20 protein-coding genes and 1 pseudogene are annotated in these 17873 nt (G+C 64.9%); 18 read left to right on the top strand and 3 right to left on the bottom strand.

Annotated elements, in window-relative coordinates; translation table 11 throughout:
• Positions 1 to 93: pseudogene (locus FHR19_RS15240) on the bottom strand (IS5 family transposase); the annotation flags it as partial.
• 465 nt (positions 94 to 558) lie between these two features.
• Between FHR19_RS15240 and FHR19_RS15235 the strand changes: the two are divergent.
• Together FHR19_RS15235 and FHR19_RS15230 are read left to right on the top strand one after the other, a co-directional pair.
• A complete protein-coding gene (locus tag FHR19_RS15235) occupies positions 559 to 810 on the top strand; it encodes a hypothetical protein (protein ID WP_184030093.1) in 252 nt (83 codons plus the stop codon).
• Positions 807 to 1001, top strand: coding sequence for a hypothetical protein (locus tag FHR19_RS15230; protein ID WP_184030090.1), 195 nt, complete (start codon positions 807 to 809; stop codon positions 999 to 1001). Before FHR19_RS15235 ends, FHR19_RS15230 begins: the two co-directional genes overlap by 4 nt.
• 188 nt (positions 1002 to 1189) lie before the next feature.
• Here FHR19_RS15230 and FHR19_RS15225 read toward each other — a convergent pair whose 3' ends face one another.
• Entirely contained in the window at positions 1190 to 2164 is a 975-nt protein-coding gene (locus tag FHR19_RS15225; RefSeq protein ID WP_343053290.1) for a transglutaminase family protein, read from the bottom strand.
• A 638-nt stretch (positions 2165 to 2802) separates the two neighbouring features.
• Between FHR19_RS15225 and FHR19_RS15220 the strand changes: the two genes are divergently transcribed.
• The 12 genes from FHR19_RS15220 to FHR19_RS15170 all read left to right on the top strand — a co-directional run bounded on the left by FHR19_RS15220 (position 2803) and on the right by FHR19_RS15170 (position 13459).
• Entirely contained in the window at positions 2803 to 3060 is a 258-nt protein-coding gene (locus tag FHR19_RS15220) for a hypothetical protein (RefSeq protein ID WP_221228552.1), read from the top strand.
• Positions 3057 to 3236: a hypothetical protein gene (locus FHR19_RS15215; protein ID WP_184030084.1), complete on the top strand. Its 180-nt coding sequence runs from the start codon at positions 3057 to 3059 to the stop codon at positions 3234 to 3236. The genes FHR19_RS15220 and FHR19_RS15215 overlap by 4 nt, the downstream gene beginning before the upstream one ends.
• Positions 3237 to 3378: 142 nt before the next feature.
• On the top strand, positions 3379 to 4524 hold the full coding sequence (locus tag FHR19_RS15210) for an extracellular catalytic domain type 1 short-chain-length polyhydroxyalkanoate depolymerase (RefSeq protein WP_184030081.1): 1146 nt from the start codon (positions 3379 to 3381) through the stop codon (positions 4522 to 4524).
• A gap of 202 nt (positions 4525 to 4726) precedes the next feature.
• Entirely contained in the window at positions 4727 to 6799 is a 2073-nt protein-coding gene (locus FHR19_RS15205) for a catalase (protein ID WP_184030078.1), read from the top strand.
• Between the two features lie 139 nt (positions 6800 to 6938).
• Positions 6939 to 7307: a glutaminase gene (locus FHR19_RS17905; protein WP_221228551.1), complete on the top strand. Its 369-nt coding sequence runs from the start codon at positions 6939 to 6941 to the stop codon at positions 7305 to 7307.
• Positions 7247 to 7738, top strand: coding sequence for a glutaminase (locus tag FHR19_RS17900; protein WP_221228550.1), 492 nt, complete (start codon positions 7247 to 7249; stop codon positions 7736 to 7738). Before FHR19_RS17905 ends, FHR19_RS17900 begins: the two co-directional genes overlap by 61 nt.
• A 150-nt stretch (positions 7739 to 7888) precedes the next feature.
• Positions 7889 to 8689: an NIPSNAP family protein gene (locus FHR19_RS15195; protein WP_184030075.1), complete on the top strand. Its 801-nt coding sequence runs from the start codon at positions 7889 to 7891 to the stop codon at positions 8687 to 8689.
• A 151-nt stretch (positions 8690 to 8840) separates the two neighbouring features.
• On the top strand, positions 8841 to 10085 hold the full coding sequence (locus tag FHR19_RS15190) for a cation:proton antiporter (protein WP_184030072.1): 1245 nt from the start codon (positions 8841 to 8843) through the stop codon (positions 10083 to 10085).
• Positions 10086 to 10174: 89 nt separating this feature from the next.
• Complete coding sequence (locus FHR19_RS15185) at positions 10175 to 11245, top strand: glycosyltransferase family 2 protein (protein ID WP_246359543.1); 1071 nt, start codon at positions 10175 to 10177, stop codon at positions 11243 to 11245.
• Positions 11242 to 12213, top strand: a complete 972-nt coding sequence (locus FHR19_RS15180) for an acyl-CoA dehydrogenase family protein (RefSeq protein WP_184030066.1) — start codon at positions 11242 to 11244, stop codon at positions 12211 to 12213. The genes FHR19_RS15185 and FHR19_RS15180 overlap by 4 nt, the downstream gene beginning before the upstream one ends.
• 29 nt (positions 12214 to 12242) lie before the next feature.
• Positions 12243 to 12866, top strand: a complete 624-nt coding sequence (locus FHR19_RS15175; protein ID WP_246359542.1) for a PIG-L deacetylase family protein — start codon at positions 12243 to 12245, stop codon at positions 12864 to 12866.
• Positions 12863 to 13459, top strand: a complete 597-nt coding sequence (locus FHR19_RS15170; RefSeq protein ID WP_184030060.1) for a class I SAM-dependent methyltransferase — start codon at positions 12863 to 12865, stop codon at positions 13457 to 13459. The genes FHR19_RS15175 and FHR19_RS15170 overlap by 4 nt, the downstream gene beginning before the upstream one ends.
• On the opposite strand, the gene FHR19_RS15165 is transcribed toward FHR19_RS15170, so the two are convergent.
• A complete protein-coding gene (locus FHR19_RS15165; protein ID WP_184030057.1) occupies positions 13434 to 14288 on the bottom strand; it encodes an exonuclease domain-containing protein in 855 nt (284 codons plus the stop codon). The two genes, FHR19_RS15170 and FHR19_RS15165, sit on opposite strands and share 26 nt — an antisense overlap.
• Before the next feature lie 146 nt (positions 14289 to 14434).
• On the opposite strand from FHR19_RS15165, the gene FHR19_RS15160 reads away from it, so the two are divergent.
• The 4 genes from FHR19_RS15160 (at position 14435) to FHR19_RS15145 (ending at position 17754) form a co-directional block, all read left to right on the top strand.
• Entirely contained in the window at positions 14435 to 14965 is a 531-nt protein-coding gene (locus FHR19_RS15160) for an SRPBCC family protein (protein WP_184030055.1), read from the top strand.
• Positions 14962 to 16161, top strand: coding sequence for a zinc-dependent alcohol dehydrogenase (locus tag FHR19_RS15155; protein ID WP_184030052.1), 1200 nt, complete (start codon positions 14962 to 14964; stop codon positions 16159 to 16161). Before FHR19_RS15160 ends, FHR19_RS15155 begins: the two co-directional genes overlap by 4 nt.
• Positions 16158 to 16940, top strand: coding sequence for an SDR family NAD(P)-dependent oxidoreductase (locus tag FHR19_RS15150; protein ID WP_184030049.1), 783 nt, complete (start codon positions 16158 to 16160; stop codon positions 16938 to 16940). Before FHR19_RS15155 ends, FHR19_RS15150 begins: the two co-directional genes overlap by 4 nt.
• A 181-nt stretch (positions 16941 to 17121) precedes the next feature.
• The gene (locus FHR19_RS15145; protein ID WP_184030047.1) at positions 17122 to 17754 is read left to right on the top strand and encodes a tyrosine-type recombinase/integrase; all 633 of its coding nucleotides are present in this window, start codon (positions 17122 to 17124) and stop codon (positions 17752 to 17754) included.
• The last annotated feature ends 119 nt before the right edge of the window (positions 17755 to 17873 follow it).

Below are 17873 nucleotides of genomic sequence, written 5' to 3'. Positions count from 1 at the left end.
CCGGTCATCCACACGAGGCTTGCCGTGGCTCTTGGGAAAGAACGGCCGCAGCCGCTCGATCTGCTCGTCCGTCAGCCAAAACAGGTCACTCATTCCGGTCTCCTTGCGGAGCCTGAATCAGATCGCGACCCTCACATCAATGGGTCCTGACCCTAGATGCTAAAAGCGCGCGTGCGTTCACTGCAACGCCGAAGGTCCAGGGCGTACGATCACGGGCGAGGGCTGGCGACGCGCGTGTCAATCTATCGGCGTCGAATTTCCTGCACCGCATTGCCGAGCACTGTCCCGGCGGAAGGCCTCTTCAGCCCCACGGTCCTTTTGCAAGCGTTCGCCGCAGCCGGGTCTCATGCTCGTCGAACCCTAAGTGTCCCTACTTCACCTGGTGAATGCCGCCGGGATCCCCTGTGACGACGGCACATCTCTACCTTCGCCATCCTCGCCGCGACACCCTATCAATCTCGCCGCGCCTCCCCATATGAGTGGTATCGCAGCGCCTGCCATGAGCTTTGCTGCGACTGAGAGATGCTTCGTGCTCCCGCTCTGCTGAGGAGACATGCTATGGGCATCCATCATACCAATGTGCCGACGAATACACGGCCATCCGTGCCGATTGCCGCGACGCGCGACGCCGGGTCGGAAACGGATGCCCTGCAGGCGGCACTTACTGACATGACCGCCGCCTTTTCCAATGATTTCGTCGCTGCCCGTATTGGCGATCGGCACAACACCTACGAGCACCGCGCTCGAGTTCTGCGTCAGATGGCGGGAAGTCTCGCGACGATGCGGGCGCACGACGCGGTTGCGTCATGAGTCCGCTTGAGGAGGCCGGCAACGATCAGTTACCGGCGCAAGAGGGCGCAGAAGCTGAAATGGCACGTTACGGGATCACGCGAGTGCCCGCCGACATATTCCACTACCAGGACTATCGCTACGCCAAGCTCAGCGACGCCCTCGCGCAGGCGAAACGCGATGCGAACACCGCTCCGGCGGTCTTTGAATAGCCTGACGTCGCGTATCGCGCGGCATCAGGGGTCTCGCGGAACCTCGCGAGCCTCATAGGCCCGTTGTTCCTTGCGCAAGCGGCGACGATAGGAACGTCCGTGCGAGTGATACATGAGGTAAGCGCCGAAACCCGCGGCGAGCGCCGTCATGGTGAGTATCAGGGCATACGCGATCAGCAATCGGGGTGTCATCGTCGATCCTTCGCGTCGTGTTCGGCATTGTCCGCCGTCGATATTGTGACCTCCACCGCCATTCCGAGAAACATGTCCGCTGTGCCGACATATCGGCCGTCGACCGGGCACAGCTGTGCAATGCTTCGCCCGACCGCGACCGGTACCAGATGAGCCTCGCCCATGCGGCCATTGGTCGGATCAAACGCTACCCAGCCGGCACAGGGGAGATAGACTTCGGCCCACGCATGTGTCGCACCGTGCTGACCGGACGAGCTTCCAGGATCGTCCAGCATCGTCGGATCGAGAAGATAGCCGGACACCGCGCGGGCGCCGAAGCCGAGTTGCCGGACCGCTTCGATGAATAACGTCGCAAGATCGCGGCACGACCCCGAACGGAAATCGAGCGTCTCCAGTGGGGCCTGCGTTCCGGCTTCTTCTCGCACGACATAGCTGATGCCGATCCGCGCGGCGGCATTCATGTCTTGGAGAAGCGAGAGCGTATCGGGGTCGCCACCGAGCATCTGCGCCTTCGCCCACGCCGCAAGCCTGCCCTCCGGATCGGCATGCTCCGGCACCAGAAGCGCGCCAAGATCGAGTCGCTCCTGCAGCGAATAATTGAACGGATAGCGGTGCGCGTGCGGAGCAATCTTAAGGACAGGCCAAATGGCGGCGGTCTGTTCAACGACCAGGCGGTTGGTAATCACCAAGCGTCTGGCGAGCTTTGGGAACGATGCGGCGGCAACAAGGTTGCCAAACACATCCATCGTCCACTCGATCTCGGCTGCCGGTTCGCAGCTTATATCGGCCGAGATCAGGCGAAGTGCATTCGATCCGCGTGGCCTCAACATCATACGGTGCGCCAGTAACTCCACTGGCGCCCGATAGGCATAGCTGGTGACATGCAGGATTTGCAGCCGCACCTCTTTGCGCGACGAATCGACGGAAGATTTATGAGCGTTGATGAGCGTGGCCGCGATCCGGATTCTCACTTAATGCGCGGTCGCCGATCGATAGCGACTCATTGCATACCGCATGTGCCTCTGCGAATGCTCGCGTTTGCATTTTGCGGTCTTCGCGCAAGCCCGCAGCAACGCCTTCCTTAGCCCAGGCAGCGGCTGCGGCACTTGCAATCAGTCGCACATTGTCGAGCGTGGCAGCGCGAGCAAGGGCCTGATGATGGGCCTCTCGAGCGCTGCAGAGGGTTGAAGAGGGCTGCATGGCGTGGCCTTTCGGTGGAAGGGGTCAGGTCTTTTCAAGCGGTAGCGCCGGCAGCGCAGCCTTGAGCGATCAAGGGTGCGCCGCCTTATCGATCACGCCGCTCTGGCTTCCGGCGGGACGGAATTGCCGCGCGAAACTATGGCAAACAGGCGTCAGGGATCGGGGAATGCGACTACTCCGCGTCAGAGCGGGAGCATGAAGCACTCTCAGTCGCGGCCAAGCTCGAAAAAGACGGCGCGATATGCAGTATATGGAGATGGCAGCTTCAATCCGCCACCCTTGGGGCCTGCGAAACTAGAAATACTCGGAGTGCCTTGTAGCCCTCTCGCGCAGGCACGACATCACTCGTGCGATCCTGAAGCTGATCCCTCGGCCTTTGTACCGCGCCACAGCGAGCAGGATGGCAATGATGATGTTCCTCGACGATCGCGATGCAGAGGGCTGCAAGGGCTTTTCGCTGCCCTGGAACACGCCGCCATCCAACCAGGGCTCTACCGAATGCCGCTGGTGCTGGCGCTTCATCTACGCGCCTGCGGTTCCATGTGCGATCGAAGTAATCGCCGGGCTTGCCGAAATGGCAACGTCTTCTGGATTGGGCGACCGATGCAAATGGGAGGTTGCGACGCGTTCAGGGGCTAACGGCACGACCGCGGTATCGCCCCAATGACCGACAAACATCAGCGCTGGACTCAAACCAACATTGACGATCTTAGAAGCGGTGTTGCCGGCGGATTACAAATCGAAACCATAGCCGATGCGATTGGCCGGACCGTGGAGGACACCCGCGCGATGGCCCTGCGGCTTCGATTGCGCGTTGCCGCTGGACCACCCGTCGGCACCTGACGGCCGCATTCCTGCGCCGAGATCGTGTTTAGTCTGCACGCATCCTTGCATCCCCGACGGCTGGGCCGATATTGTGCACTGCAGCATCGAAATAAGTCGATGTCGCGCGTCAGGGCTTCCGCCGTGGCCGGGAGTATGCCGCATGCGAAGCATCAACGACACCATCAGCCGCCTCTCCCATTTCCAAGCCGGCGCTCTGGGCAGAAGGCTTGCCGTCTCGGCAGAAGACCGGCTGTCCGACCTTGAGGCATTCGGGTCCAACCCGGGCGCACTTCGCGGCCGCTTCTACATGCCCGCGTCGCGGCCAGCTTCTCCCGCGCTGGTCGTCGTCCTGCACGGCTGCACGCAAACGGCTGCCGGCTACGACGATGGCTCGGGCTGGTCCCGCCTTGCCGACGAACAGGGCTTCGCCCTGCTTTATCCAGAGCAGCAGCGCGGCAACAATGCCAACCTCTGCTTCAACTGGTTCAATACGACCGACACGCAGCGAGACACCGGGGAAGCGCTGTCGATCCGCCAGATGATTGCGGCGATGCTCGCGGACCACGCGGTCGATCCCACCCGCATCTTCGTCACCGGACTTTCGGCGGGCGGCGCGATGACATCGGTGATGCTCGCCACCTATCCTGAGGTGTTCGCGGGAGGCGCGATCATTGCCGGCCTTCCCTATGGCACGGCGGCGTCGGTGCCGGAGGCGTTCGATCGCATGCGGGCGCATGGTGGGCCTCCTACTGGCGCGCTCAGCGCGCTTGTAACCGCGGCATCCCACCACGAAGGCCCATGGCCAACGATATCGGTCTGGCACGGCGACAGCGACGCAACGGTGAGCCATGCGAATGCCGCTCTGATCGTCGAGCAATGGCGCGCAATCCATGGAGCATCACGCGAGCCGAGCACCGTGGAGCAGGTCGATGGTCATGCCAGACGTGTGTGGCGCGATGCCGATGGGCGCGAGGTCATCGAAGCGTATCGGATCGCCGGGCTCGGCCATGGCACGCCGCTCCGCACCTCGGGCACCGATGCTTGCGGCACCGCCGGGCCGTATATGCTCGAAGCCGGGATATCCTCGACACGCCGCATCGCGGACTTCTGGGGGTTGCTCGCGCGGAAGTCCGAACATCACGATCACCAGCCCCGGCCTTCCAACCCGCAACCTGCAGCGTCGCAGAACTTCATCGCAACCGGGTCTGTCGATCGTGGCGAAGCGCCACCCCCGCTGCAGCAAGCTGCTGGTGGGGTCGGCGGCGCAATCGAGGATGCTCTGCGCGCTGCAGGCCTAATGCGCTGATGGCGGCGAGATAAATGCCGTTGGCGCTTTCGAACCCATTCCTCATCAGGCGGCTGGCAAAGGCGAGCGCTGATGCCGATGACTCGGTCCCATCTCACCATTACGGATAGCGCACAAAACTAAATCATTGGCAAAACGGGTCTTTCGGGAGCGTCCTTTGTTGAGTCTTCAAGCGCCAAACCCAGGCGCAAGAGGAATCCGGATGACCAAGATCAGCACGAGCGTCGGCGACGGCGGCGAAACCCACCAGCGTGCCGAGGGCGACGCGCGGGTCCTGACCACGAACCATGGCATGCCGATCGGCGACAATCAGAACAGCCTGAAATCCGGCGCGCGTGGCCCGACGCTGCTCGAGGATTTCGTGCTGCGCGAAAAGATCTTCCACTTCGACCACGAGCGCATTCCCGAGCGGATCGTCCACGCGCGTGGATCGGGCGCGCACGGCGTGTTCGAGGCGACCGACGACATCAGCGACCTGTCGAAGGCCGCGGTTTTCAGGAAGGGCGAGACGACTGAGGTCTTCGTCCGCTTCTCGACCGTGGCCGGCGGTGCGGGTTCAGTCGACACGCCGCGTGACGTGCGCGGGTTTGCGGTGAAGTTCTACACGACCGAGGGCAATTGGGATCTCGTCGGCAACAATATCCCGGTGTTCTTCATCCAGGACGCGATCAAGTTTCCCGATCTCGTCCATGCCGTGAAGATGGAGGCGGACCGCGCCTATCCGCAGGCGGGCAGCGCGCACGATACCTTCTGGGACTGGGCCAGCCTGATGCCCGAGAGCACCCATATGCTGATGTGGGCGATGTCCGATCGCACCCTGCCGCGATCGCTGCGCATGATGGAAGGGTTCGGGGTTCACACGTTCAGGCTCGTCAATGCCGAGGGGAAGGTCAGCTTCGTCAAGTTCCACTGGAAGCCCAGGCTCGGCCTGCAGTCGACGATCTGGGACGAGGCGCTGAAGCTGCAGGCAGCCGACAACGACTATCACCGCCGCGACCTGTGGGAAGCGATCGACACGGGCGCCTTTCCGCAATGGGACCTCGGCATCCAGGTGTTCGACCAGGCGTTTGCTGAGGCGCAACCCTATGACGTGCTCGACGCGACCAAGCTGATCCCCGAGGATGACGTGCCTGTGCGGATCATCGGCACGCTGACACTCAACCGCAATCCGGACAATTTCTTCGCCGAGACCGAGCAGGTGGCGTTCCTGCCCACCAACATCGTGCCCGGCATCGACTTCTCGAACGACCCGCTGCTCCAGGGGCGGCTGTTCAGCTATCTCGACACGCAGAATTCGCGGCTGGGGACGACCAACTTCCACCAGATCCCGATCAACGCGCCGCGGTGCCCGTTCGGGAACTTCCAGCGCGACGGCAAGATGCAGACGCAGGTACCGAAGGGGCGCGCGAACTACGAGCCCAACAGCCTGGCCGACCATGGCGAGGACGGCGGGCCGCGCGAGAGCGCCGAGCGCGGCTTCGCGACCGCCAACGCCCTCACCGGGCCGGACGAGCAGGGCGACAAGCTGCGCGTCCGCGCCGAGCTGTTTGCCGATCACTACAGCCAAGCGCGCCTTTTCTACCATTCGCAGACCAAGGCCGAGCAGGCGCACATCGCCTCCTCCTTCGTGTTCGAGCTGTCAAAGGTGGGCGTGCTGGATCAGGTACCGCCGCGCATGGTCGCCAACCTGCGCAACGTCGACGAGGATCTGGCGAAGCGGGTCGCCGACGGCCTCGGCATCGAGGTCCCGGATGCCGCGGCACCCGCGCGCGCGCCGGTGAAGATGGGCGCATCCGATGCGCTGTCGATCCACAAGAACATGAAGGACACGCTCGAGGGACGCGTCGTCGGAATCCTCTTTACCGACGGCAGCGATGGCGGGGCGATCGATGCAATCGTCGCCGCGATCGAGGCCGAGAAGGGCAAGGCCGTGCTCGTGGCACCGAAGGTCGGCGGCGCGGTGCTTGCCGACGGGTCGAAGCGAAAGGCGGACGGGCAGCTGGCTGGGATGCCCAGCCAGATCTTCGACGCGGTTGCCATCATCGTATCGGAAGACGGCTGCCGATCGCTGCTGAAGGAGGCGGCGGCCATCCAGTTCGTGATGGACGCGTTCGGCCACCTGAAGGCGATTGGCGCAAACGATGCGGCAAGGCCGCTGCTGGAAAAGGCCGGGGTTGAGCCAGACAAGGGCGTCACCATGCTCGACAAGCGGTTCGTTGCCGCGGCAAAACGGCGCTATTACGACCGCGAGCCTGGGCTTCGCACGCTGGCATGAGCGCGGACGAGGCGCCCGATCTCGACAGCATCCTGACCGACATCGCGGTCGAGATCGAAGCCGACGCGGTGCGGATCGAGGAAGCCGCCGATGCAAAGGAGCCGAGATGAAGCCCGGCCCCTTCGGCATCGCGGTCACGATGCTGAACGGCGAGCGGTTTTGCAGCGGGGCGGCGGCAACACCGTTTCCGCTGCAAAGCATCGCCAAGGTTTTCGCCTTGGAGATCGTGCTTCGCGCGATCGGCGACGATATCTTCAAGCGGGTCGGCCGGGAGCCTTCGGGCGATCCGTTCAACTCGATCGTCGATCTAGAGCGGACCGACGGCATCCCGCGCAATCCCTTCGTCAATGCCGGCGCGCTGGTCACAGGGGATGCGCTGATCGACGCGAAATGTGCGCGCGATGCCGTGATCGGCCTGGTCGCTCGGGACTGGGGCAGCCGGTCGCGTTGGACGACGAAGTCCTGGAAAGCGAGGAACAGGCCGGCGACCTCAATCGCGCCATGCTGAGCTTCATGAAGCATCATGGCAACCTGCGCTCCGAACCCGATGCGGTCATGTCAGCCTATTTCCGGCAATGCGCGATTTCGCTGAACGCCAGCGCGCTCGCGGATGCGGCCGCGTTTCTAGCGCGCACCAGGTTGGCCGGGGGGAAGGCGGATCGCGAGCGTGCGTTGCGGATGCGCAAACTGCTCGCGCTGATGATGACCTGCGGCCACTATGACGGTTCGGGGGATTTCGCGCTTCGCGTGGGCCTGCCAGCCAAAAGCGGTGTCGGCGGGGGAATCCTGGCTGTCATGCCAGAGGTCGCGTCGATCGCGGTATGGTCACCGAACCTCGACCAGCATGGCAATTCGATCCTCGGGGTTCGGGCGCTGGAGATGCTCGTCCATCGCACCGGCTGGTCGGTGTTCGGACCGCCCGGCGCTCGTGACACATGACCGCCGGTCGACAGATGGTCAGTGCTTCGACCATCGCGGCCGACCTGACGGCCGAGTAACGACGGCCTCCCGCCAGTTTTCGCTTGGCGTCGGTGGCGAACGGAACGATTGCTTCACCGGTCTACCGATAGCGGCGCGGGGAAAGTCATCATGAGCCATCCGATTGACAGGCGTTCGATGATCGCAGGCGCAGCAAGCGGGAGCGTCGCAATCGCGACCGGTGCCGCGCACGCTCAACCGGGTAGCAAAGCCGAAGCCCGCCAGATCTACGAACTACGGACCTATCGTCTGATCAACGGCCCGATGCGGGCACGTCTTGATGGCTATCTTCGCGACGCCTTCATCCCGGCGGCCCGCCGCGCCGGCTGCGGCCCCATCGGGGTGTTCACCGTGGCGATCGGCGAAGGTAGCCCGAGCGTCCACGTTCTCGTTCCTCATCCCACGATTGCCGACTTCGCCTCCCTGCCCGAGAAGCTTGCCAGCGACCCGGCGTACGCAAAGGCTGGCGAACCCTTCCTGGGCGCGTCGCCGCGGGACCCGTCCTACGCTTCGCTCGACGTCAAACTGATGCGCGCTTTTCCCCGTTTCTCGCAGATTGAAGTCCCGGTGGGTCGGGGCCGAATCTTCGAACTGAGGACCTATTTCAGTCACAACGATCGTGCGGGCGCCACGAAGATTGGCATGTTCGACACCGGCGGCGAGATCGAGATATTTCGGCGAAACGGGCTGACGCCTGTCTTCTTCGCACAGGACCTGACGGGGCACCGGTTGCCCAGCCTCACCTATCTTCTGACATTTCCCGACCACGCGACGCGCGAACGAAGCTGGGGCGCGTTCGGCGCGGACCCGGCTTGGCGCAAGCTGATCGCCACCCCCGGGCTCACCGATCCGGAGATTACGACCGGGATCGACAACCAGATTTTGACACCGGCGGCCTACTCCCAAATCTAATCCGGAATACGGGTGAGATACCTCGACAGGTAAGGGACCCGATCCCCCGTCAGTACACTGACCGCAGCGGAATTGAGCGGGGCCACACAGCTCGCCCGGCCGTTAGGGTCCCGTGTCAATTTCGCTCATCCCCGATCCGTATATCCTAATCATGACCGGCACCGGTCTGCTGATCGCGCTCGTCGCGTGGCTGCCGCTGGCGCTCAAGCGGCTGCCGTTGTCGCTACCGATCGTGTGCATAGGGATCGGCGCGACGATCTTCCTGTTGCCGCAAGTGACGTTGCGGCCGTTGCCGATCCGCTTTCCAGAAATCACCGAGCGCTTTGCCGAGGCCGTCGTCATCATCGCGCTGATGGGTGCGGGGCTGAAGATCGACCGGGTGTTCGGCTGGCGGCGCTGGTCGATCACGTGGCGGCTGCTGGCGATCACCATGCCGCTGGGCATCGCTGCGATCACGCTGCTGGGCGGGTGGGCGCTCGGTCTCCCCTGGGCAGCGGCGCTGCTGCTTGCGGCCAGCCTCGCGCCCACGGATCCTGTCCTTGCCGCGGATGTGCAGGTCGGGCCACCCAAGACCGGTGACGAGGACGAAGTGCGCTTCGGCCTGACGTCCGAGGCGGGCCTGAACGACGGCGCCGCGTTTCCGTTCGTGCATCTGGCGATCCTGCTGGCCGTGGCACTGCCCGCGGACAAGCCCTGGGTCGCCGAATGGCTGACCTATCGCGTGCTGTGGGAGGTGCTGGGCGGGATCGTCGGCGGCTGGCTGGTCGGCCGGGCCTTTGGCTGGCTAACCTTTCACGTGCCCGGCGAGAGCAAGCTGGCGCAAACCGGGGACGGGCTGATCGCGCTGTCGGCAACGCTGGTCTCCTACGGCCTGACGGAGATGCTGCACGTCTATGGTTTCCTTGCGGTGTTCGTCACCGCTCTGACGTTCCGCCATACGCACCGCGAGCACCAGTTTCAGGCGGACATGCACGCCATCACCGAACAGATCGAACGGCTGGCGATGATGGTGCTGCTGATCCTGTTCGGCGGCGCGCTATTCAGCGGCCTGCTGTCATCCGTGACGTGGATGGATGCGACCTTTGCCCTCTTCATCCTGCTCGTCGTTCGGCCGGTGACGGGCTGGCTGGCGCTGGTCGGGCACCCTGCGGAACGGGGTGAAAAGCTGACGCTGGCGTTCTTCGGCATCCGCGGCGTGGGCTCGATCTACTATCTCGCTTATGGCATCAACCACATGCCGATCGCGGATGCACCGCGGCTGTGGGGGATCGTCGGGCTGGTGGTGCTGCTGTCGGTGCTGCTGCATGGGTTGACGGTCACGCCGATCATGCGCTCGCTCGACCGGCAGCGGGGCGTCGATCCCGACAGACCGGATGCATCGGCACCGGCCGAATAATCGTCGCTTTGGACCTTTCGGCAAGGTCCGGGCGTCTTCATGCTGCCAATCTGCCCTTACCCCAAACGCCCGCGGGGTTGATCCAGTTGATGCGCGTACCCGTCCCACCATGCGAAGATCGTCCCAGATCCGCAGCCGGCGGCACCGTGAAAGGACGCGCCCTGACGCTTGTCGCCATCTGTATCCCGGCTCGAAACGAGGCGGCCGAACTGCCCGGTCTGTTCGAGGCGCTGGAGCGACTTCGTCCAGGGCCGTCGCATGTCTGCTTCCTCCTGGATCGGTGCGACGATGACAGTGTCGAGCTCATCGGTGATTACACAGGGTGCGCGACAGCGAGCGTGCGAATGATCACGGCGCCGACCGGGTGCACGACCGTCGGCCGTGCGCGACACCTTGCGATGCAGGCGGGGCTGGCGGCACTGGGCGGCGCGGACGGATTGCTCTTGACGACGGACGCGGACAGCCGGCCTGCGCCCGACTGGGTGTCCGCGATGACGCGTGCGCTGAGCGTTGCCGATCTAGTGGCGGGACGGATCGTGCGCCGCGCGGATCGGCCGAGCGCGCTGCAGGACCGGATCGAGACCTATTACGATTCGCTGTTCGCGATGCGTCGGCATCTGGACCCGGTGCCATGGGAAGCGGCGGAAACGCACCACCATGGCGGCGGCGCCAATATGGGCATCCGTTCCGAAGCGTATCGCGCGCTCGGCGGGTTCACACCGCGGGCGAGCGGCGAGGATGCAGCGCTTCTCGACGCGGCGGCGCGGGCCGGGCTTCGCGTCCGGCACGACGCGGCCTGTACGGTCGAAACGTCCGACCGGCGAGAGGGGCGCTGTCCCGGCGGCCTGGCGAACGCACTGCGCTGGGCCGACACGTGCGATGCGGCCGCGACGTTCGTCGCGCATCCTGTCGATGCGGCGTGGCAATATCGGCTGCATGCGGCCGCACGCACCGCCTTTGACACGGGACGACCGTGGGGCGTGGCCGCCGCACTCTCGCTGACGCGCGATCACGTGATCGGCGTGGCGCGCGACTGTCCCAATGGAGAGGCCTTCGCGATGCGCATCGTGCCCGTCCCGCCGGGCGGCATGCGCAGCGTCGCGCTCCCGGTGGCGGAGGCAGAACTTGCAGCTCTGTTGCATGGGTGGGCGGCGGCATGAACCTGCGCGAAGAATTGGTGACGCGCGCGGCGCGCGTTTCGGCGCCGGGCGATCCTGCCGATACCGGTTCGCTGATGGCGCTCCTTCGCCTCCTGTACGACGCTGGACGCATCGACCTGCCGTTGGCTCGGTTGCTTGAGGGGCACGTCGATGCGACCCAGATCGTCCATCGCTATGGCGACGATGCGCAGCGCAGCCGGCTCGCTACGGCGGGGCGCTCCGGTGCGTTGCTTGGGGTGTGGAACGCGGCACTTGCCGGCGAACCGCTTCGTGAAAGCGACGGGCGCTTGTCGGGCGGCAAGAGCTTCGCCTCGGGCGCGGGGGTGATCTCGCATGCGCTTGTCACGGCCGAGACCCCGGACGGACCGCAATTGATCCTGCTCGACCTCGAAAGCGTGCCCCCCGCGATCGATCGCGAGGTCTGGCACGTCGTCGGGATGCAGCGATCGGAGACGCATGTCGTGCGGTGGAGCGACGCCGCGCTCGACCCCGGCGACCTGATCGGCAAACCCGGCGACTACGTCCGCGAACCGTGGTTCAGCGGCGGCGCGCTGCGCTTCGCGGCGGTGCAGGCCGGCGGGATCGCGGCGCTGGTCGATTGGGTGCGGGACCATCTGGTTGCTGTCGACCGCGCCGATGATCCACACCAGCTCGGCCGCCTCGCCGCGCTCCACGCCGCCGCGGAGGCGGCTGCCGGCGCGGTGCGCACCGCCGCCCACGCATGGTTTGCCGACGAGGGGGCACGGCTACCGCTGGTCAGCGCCGCACGCTGCGCCGTCTATGCCGCGGGCGACACCGCGTTGACACTGGCTCAGCAAGCGGTGGGGCTACAGGCGATGTTCGTCCACCATCCGCTGGCCGCGACGATCACCGATCTTTCGGTCTATCTTCGCCAACCCGGCCCCGACGCGCAACGCATGCGCGTGGGCCGGGCTGTGGCGGACGGTGTCATCGTGCCCACGCTATGACACGCTGCCTTCCTAAGCCACGCAATCTGATGGTGGTGGCCCCGCACGCGGATGACGAAGCAATCGGCGCCTATGGGTGGATCGCGAGACTGCGCCGCCGGGGCATCGCGGTGCGAATCCTGGTCGTCACCGACGGTGCCGCCTCACACCCGTCGAGCCGGCGCTGGCCCCCTACCCGCCTGATCCGCGAGCGCCAGCGCGAAACGCGGCGGGAGATGCGCAGGATCGGCGTTACGGCCGACCGGATCACGTTTCTCGGTCTGCCCGATGGCGGGCTGTCGGCGATGGCCCCGCTTGCCCGCAAGCGGATCACCGGCGCGGTCCGGCGCGCGCCGGTTCCGCTGACGCTGCTCGGCCCCGCGGCGGGGGACGACCACCCCGACCACCGGATCGTCGCCGATGCCCTCGCCCGCTGCCGCAAGGCGGGGCTTCACCGCCTGGGTTATCCCGTCTGGCCGGCCGGACGAAGGCTGCCGCGCAGCATCGCCCCGCCGCTCGGTGCACAGGCGCGCCTGGCCAAACGCCTCGCCATCCTGCGCTACCGCACGCAGGCGGGCCGGATCACCGACGATCCGGCAGGCTTTTCGATGACACGGGCACAGGTCGCAGCCTTTAGCCGCCCGTGCGAGACATTCGTGATAGAGCCGCGATGAGGCCGATCACACTGGATGGCTTCGACGCCAAGTTCGCAGCGAATGCCGATCCCTGGTCGACCTTCACCAACCATGACGAGGCGGTGAAGCGCCGTGCGATCCTCCACGCGCTCGGCCCCGGTCCGATCGGCCGCGTGCTCGAACTGGCCGCCGGCAACGGATCGAACAGCGCCGCGATCGCCCCCCGCGCCCGCCGCCTCGACGCGACCGAGGCGACCGAGAGCGGTACTGCGCTGGCGGCGGATGCGCTCGCCGACGCCGCTCCCCGCGCGCGGGCGGTGCGGCTGGCGGTGCCGGGCAGCTTCCCGCGGCCACGCTATGACGCGGTCGTCGTGGCCGAGCTGCTCTACTACCTGACACCGCTTCAGATGCGGCGGACCGCGCACGACGTCGCGGCCGCGCTGCGCCCGGGCGGTACCCTGGTCCTCGCGCATCATCGCATCGACTTTCCCGACTTTGCCCAAAAGGCGGCGGGCATCCAGACCCGCTTCCTTGTCGCAACGGGACGCGAGTGGCGCGTGCAGGCCGTACGCCGCACCGGCCACTGGATCGTCCTGTCGGCGACGCTTACCCCGAAGCGAGCCGCGCGGTGATCTCGTCCTCGGGCAGGATCACGATGGCACGGCCCTCGCGGCGCAGCGCCTCGGCGCGCCGATACTCGGCATGGGCGGTGACATAGCGGCCGAATGGCTGCTCGTTGCCGATGACGAGCGTCGTCGTGGTCATGCCGACCGATGCAACCACGCGCGCGCCGGCGGCGGCCAGTCGATGTGCCAGAGGCCCGTCGCGAGGCGCGCCCAGGATCGCGACGCGCTCGCCTTTCAACGGGCCAGTCGCCGCCGCCTTCGGCGCACGCCCGGTCTGCCTCGACGGGGCGAGCCAGCCGGCGAGGTCGATGCCGGTGTGGTCGATCGCGCGTACGATCACCATCCCGGCCGCACGCGCATCACTCAGCGCATCATGATGCCGGTGGCGCAGGCCAAGGAAGCGGCTGAGGACGTTCAGACGATGGCTGGGCAGTTCGGGCCAGGCGCGCTTTGCCACGCGCACGCTGTCCAGCCACGTCGTCTCGATCATGGGCTGATCATGGATAAGGCAGGCCGCCCCCAGCGCCCCCTTGTCAAAGTTCGAATGCGCGACGGTGATGCGCCCGCCCAGATGGCTGTCGACGACCGCGTGGATCGCCCCAAAGGTCGGCGCGCCGACGACATGGTCGCTGGTGATGCCATGGATGCCGATGTTGAACGACGAGAAGCGGTCGAGTGGATCGACCAGCGTTTCGTACTCGAACGCCACCGCCCCGTCTCGAAAGCCCACAATCCCGATCTGACAGATGCTACTGACGCTGGAGCACGCGGTTTCGACATCGACGACGACGAAATCTGGCGGCGGGTCTTCAGGGTGATTGAACTCCTGCGGCATCGTCTGCGAGCATAAGGGGTGTGGTCGTAACACGCATCCTTCAAACGACAGTGCCGTTACACCCGCTTGATTCAGGTTAAGCATCAGAAAATCGGGAACTTTTTTGCTTCGGCATTCGCTTGTGGTTCAAGAAACAGGAGCCTGCGATGACCGACGACGCCCCTTCGGCGACAGCCAAGCATACCTCGCCGGATCAGGACCTGACGATGCAGTCGGTCACGATCGGCCGGCCGGCGGACGAACTCTTCGCCTATTTCCGCGATTTCTCGAACCTTTCCAGCTTCATGGACAATGTTGAGCGGATCGACGTCATCGACGAGCACCGCTCGCACTGGGTGGTAAAGGCACCGGCAGGCAAGACGGTCGAATGGGATGCGACCGTCACCGCAGAGGAACCGGGCCGGTCGATCAGCTGGCAGTCGGAAGACGGTGCCGACGTGCCCAATTCGGGCCGCGTCACCTTCACCGACGCGGGCGCACGCGGCACCGTCGTGAGCGCGACGATTGCCTACGATCCCCCCGCCGGCATCGTCGGCAAGGTCATTGCCAAGCTGTTCCAGCGCGAGCCGGCGATCCAGGCGCGCCGCGACCTGAGGCGCTTCAAGCAACTGATGGAAACCGGCGAGATCGCCACATCCTCGCGAACCCAGACACAGCTTCAGGAGGAACGCGCATGAGGGCGCTGGCATGGCACGGCAAGCATGACGTGCGCGTCGATACGGTCGACGATCCCGAGATCCTCAACCCGCGCGACTGCATCATCAAGGTGACGTCGACGGCGATCTGCGGCTCCGACCTCCATCTGTACGACGACTACATCCCGACGATGAAGGCGGGCGACATCCTCGGCCACGAGTTCATGGGCGAGGTGGTCGAGGTCGGCGCCGGCTCGACGCTGAAGAAGGGGCAGCGCGTGGTGGTGCCGTTCACGATTTCGTGCGGCAGCTGTTATCATTGCGGCAAGCATCAATATTCGGCGTGCGACAACGGCAACCCGGCCGACAATCAGGACATCGGGCAGGAATTGTACGGCCAGCCCATGTCGGGGCTGTTCGGCTACAGCCACCTGACCGGTGGCTATGCGGGCGGACAGGCCGAATATGTCCGCGTGCCGTTCAGCGATGTCGGCCCGATCGTCATTCCTGACGGGATCGAGGACGAGAAGGTGCTGTTCCTCTCCGACATCCTGCCGACCGGGTGGCAGGCCGCCGAGAATGCCGACATCGAACCGGGCGATACCGTCGCGGTCTGGGGCTGCGGACCGGTCGGGCTGTTCGCGATCCAGTCTGCATTCCTGATGGGGGCCGAGCGCGTCATCGCGATCGACCATTTCCCGCGTCGCCTCGAACTCGCGAAGACGTTCGGAGCCGAGACGATCAACTTCGAGGAAACCAAGACCTACGAGGCGCTGATGCAGATGACCGGCGGGATCGGTCCCGACGCGGTGATCGATGCGGTCGGGCTGGAGGCACACGGTTTCTTCGTCGACAACGTGATCGACCAGATCAAGGCATCGACCTTCCTCGGTACCGATCGCATCCACTCGATCCGCCAGGCGATCGTTGCCTGTCGCAAGGGCGGGCGTGTGTCGATGCCGGCGGTCTATGGCGGCATCGTCGACAAGTTTCCGCTGGGCGCGTTCATGGAAAAGGGCCTGACGCTCAAGACCGGCCAGACGCACGTCCAGCATTACCTGCCCGGCCTGCTCGCCGCGATCATCGAGGGCAAGATCGACACCACTTTCCTGATTTCGCACCGCCTCGATCTCGAGGAGGCGCCGCAGGGGTACAAGATGTTCCATGACGACCAGAACGAAGTGACGAAGGTGGTGCTGAAGCCCGGCTTCGGTGCGCGATCGGGAGACGTCGTATGAGCAAGGGCCTCGCCATCGTCACCGGCGCGTCGACGGGGATCGGCTTCGAACTGGCGAAACTGGCGGCGCAGGACGGCTACGACCTGATCGTCGCCGCCGACGAACCGCGCATTGACGCAGCGGCGCACGAGTTCGAGGCGTTTGGCACCCGGGTCGACGCGGTCGAGGTCGACCTCTCGACCATCGAGGGGGTCGACACGCTGCTGGCCGCCGCCGAGGGCAGAACCGTCGATGTCGTGATCGCCAATGCCGGGATCAGCAAGGGTGGCGCCTTCCTCGATCAGGACGTCGCCTCGTGGCAGCATTCGATCGGCACCAACGTCACCGGGACGGTCTATTTGCTCCAGCGCGTACTGCGCGACATGGTCGGGCGTAACGCCGGCAAGGTGCTCGTAACCGGTTCGATCGTCGGGTACATCCCGGGGCCCTTCAACGCCATCTACAACGCGACCAAGGCATTCATCGACAACTTCACCGAGGCGCTTCGCAACGAGCTGAAAGACAGCCAGGGCGTCACGCTGACGACCTTGATGCCGGGCGCGACGGACACCGCGTTCTTCGACCGCGCCGGGATGCGCGACACGCAGGTCGGGCAGGACGAAAGCAAAGCCGACCCGGCAAAGGTGGCGAAGGACGGCTGGAACGCGATGCTTTCCGGCAAGGGGCATATCGTGTCGGGGCTCCTGAACAAGGCGCAGGTGCTGGCGAGCGGCGTCGTCCCACAGGCCGTCTTAGCCGAGCAGCATCGCAAGATGGCTGAGTCGGGCAACAGGCAGTAATCGATCAGATGGCGATCGACGGTGCGAATACCCAAGAGCCGCCGCCCAAAGCCTCTAAAGCTTCGTCCGTAACCAGCCTCACATTCAGCATCAAAGACAGCAGATCAACCACACAACGAAAGCGCCAGTTTACCGCGCCCGCATATGCTTCGTCGCCCGATACGACCGAGGGAGATGGTCGATGGGTCACTCGTCAACGGACCCCGCCTTTCACGGACTGCGACCTTGGAATGAAGGTCGGCTTATTGGTGCCAAGCGGGCACTGAAACAGCAGGAGGTCTGGGCCATTCGTTTCTGGCTCGATCAGCATCGACGATTGCGCGATCGGGCACTGTTTGACTTTGCCATCGACAGCAAGCTGCGCGGCTGCGATGTGGTCAGGGTACGCATCGGCGACGTCGTTTCCGGTGGGCGCATTCGTGATCGCGCCGTCATGGTTCAGCAGAAGACCAAACGCCCCGTTCAGTTCGAGCTGCTGGACACGGCACGAAAGACGATGCGGACATGGTTGGAACGACGCGGCGGGACACTGAACGATTTCGTCTTCCCAAGCCGAAACGACTACATGGCTCATATGAGCACACGACAATATGCCCGCCTCGTGCACGAGTGGGTGGTCGGCATCGGCCTTCCGGCTCAGGATTACGGGACGCACTCGCTTCGGCGCACGAAGGCATCGATCATCTACAAGGCGACGGGCAATTTCCGCGCCGTTCAGATCCTCCTAGGCCATGCCAAGATCGACAGCACGGTGCGCTACTTGGGCGTTGACGTGGAAGACGCGCTAGAACTGGCCGAACGCGCTGAGGTCTAAGAGGACCCAGAAAGCGACAATAGCGATCACTCAGACGTTTCCCGAAAGCAGCCGTTGGTTCAGACGATGCCCCGTCGCCTCAATCGGGCTCATTTCGGCTAGCCGACTGGGCGGCAACC

It is taken from the genome of Sphingomonas yantingensis (genome assembly GCF_014199325.1).
In the GTDB taxonomy this organism is placed as follows: Bacteria; Pseudomonadota; Alphaproteobacteria; order Sphingomonadales; family Sphingomonadaceae; genus Sphingomonas; species Sphingomonas yantingensis.
This window is presented reverse-complemented; position numbering and strand designations above follow the sequence as displayed.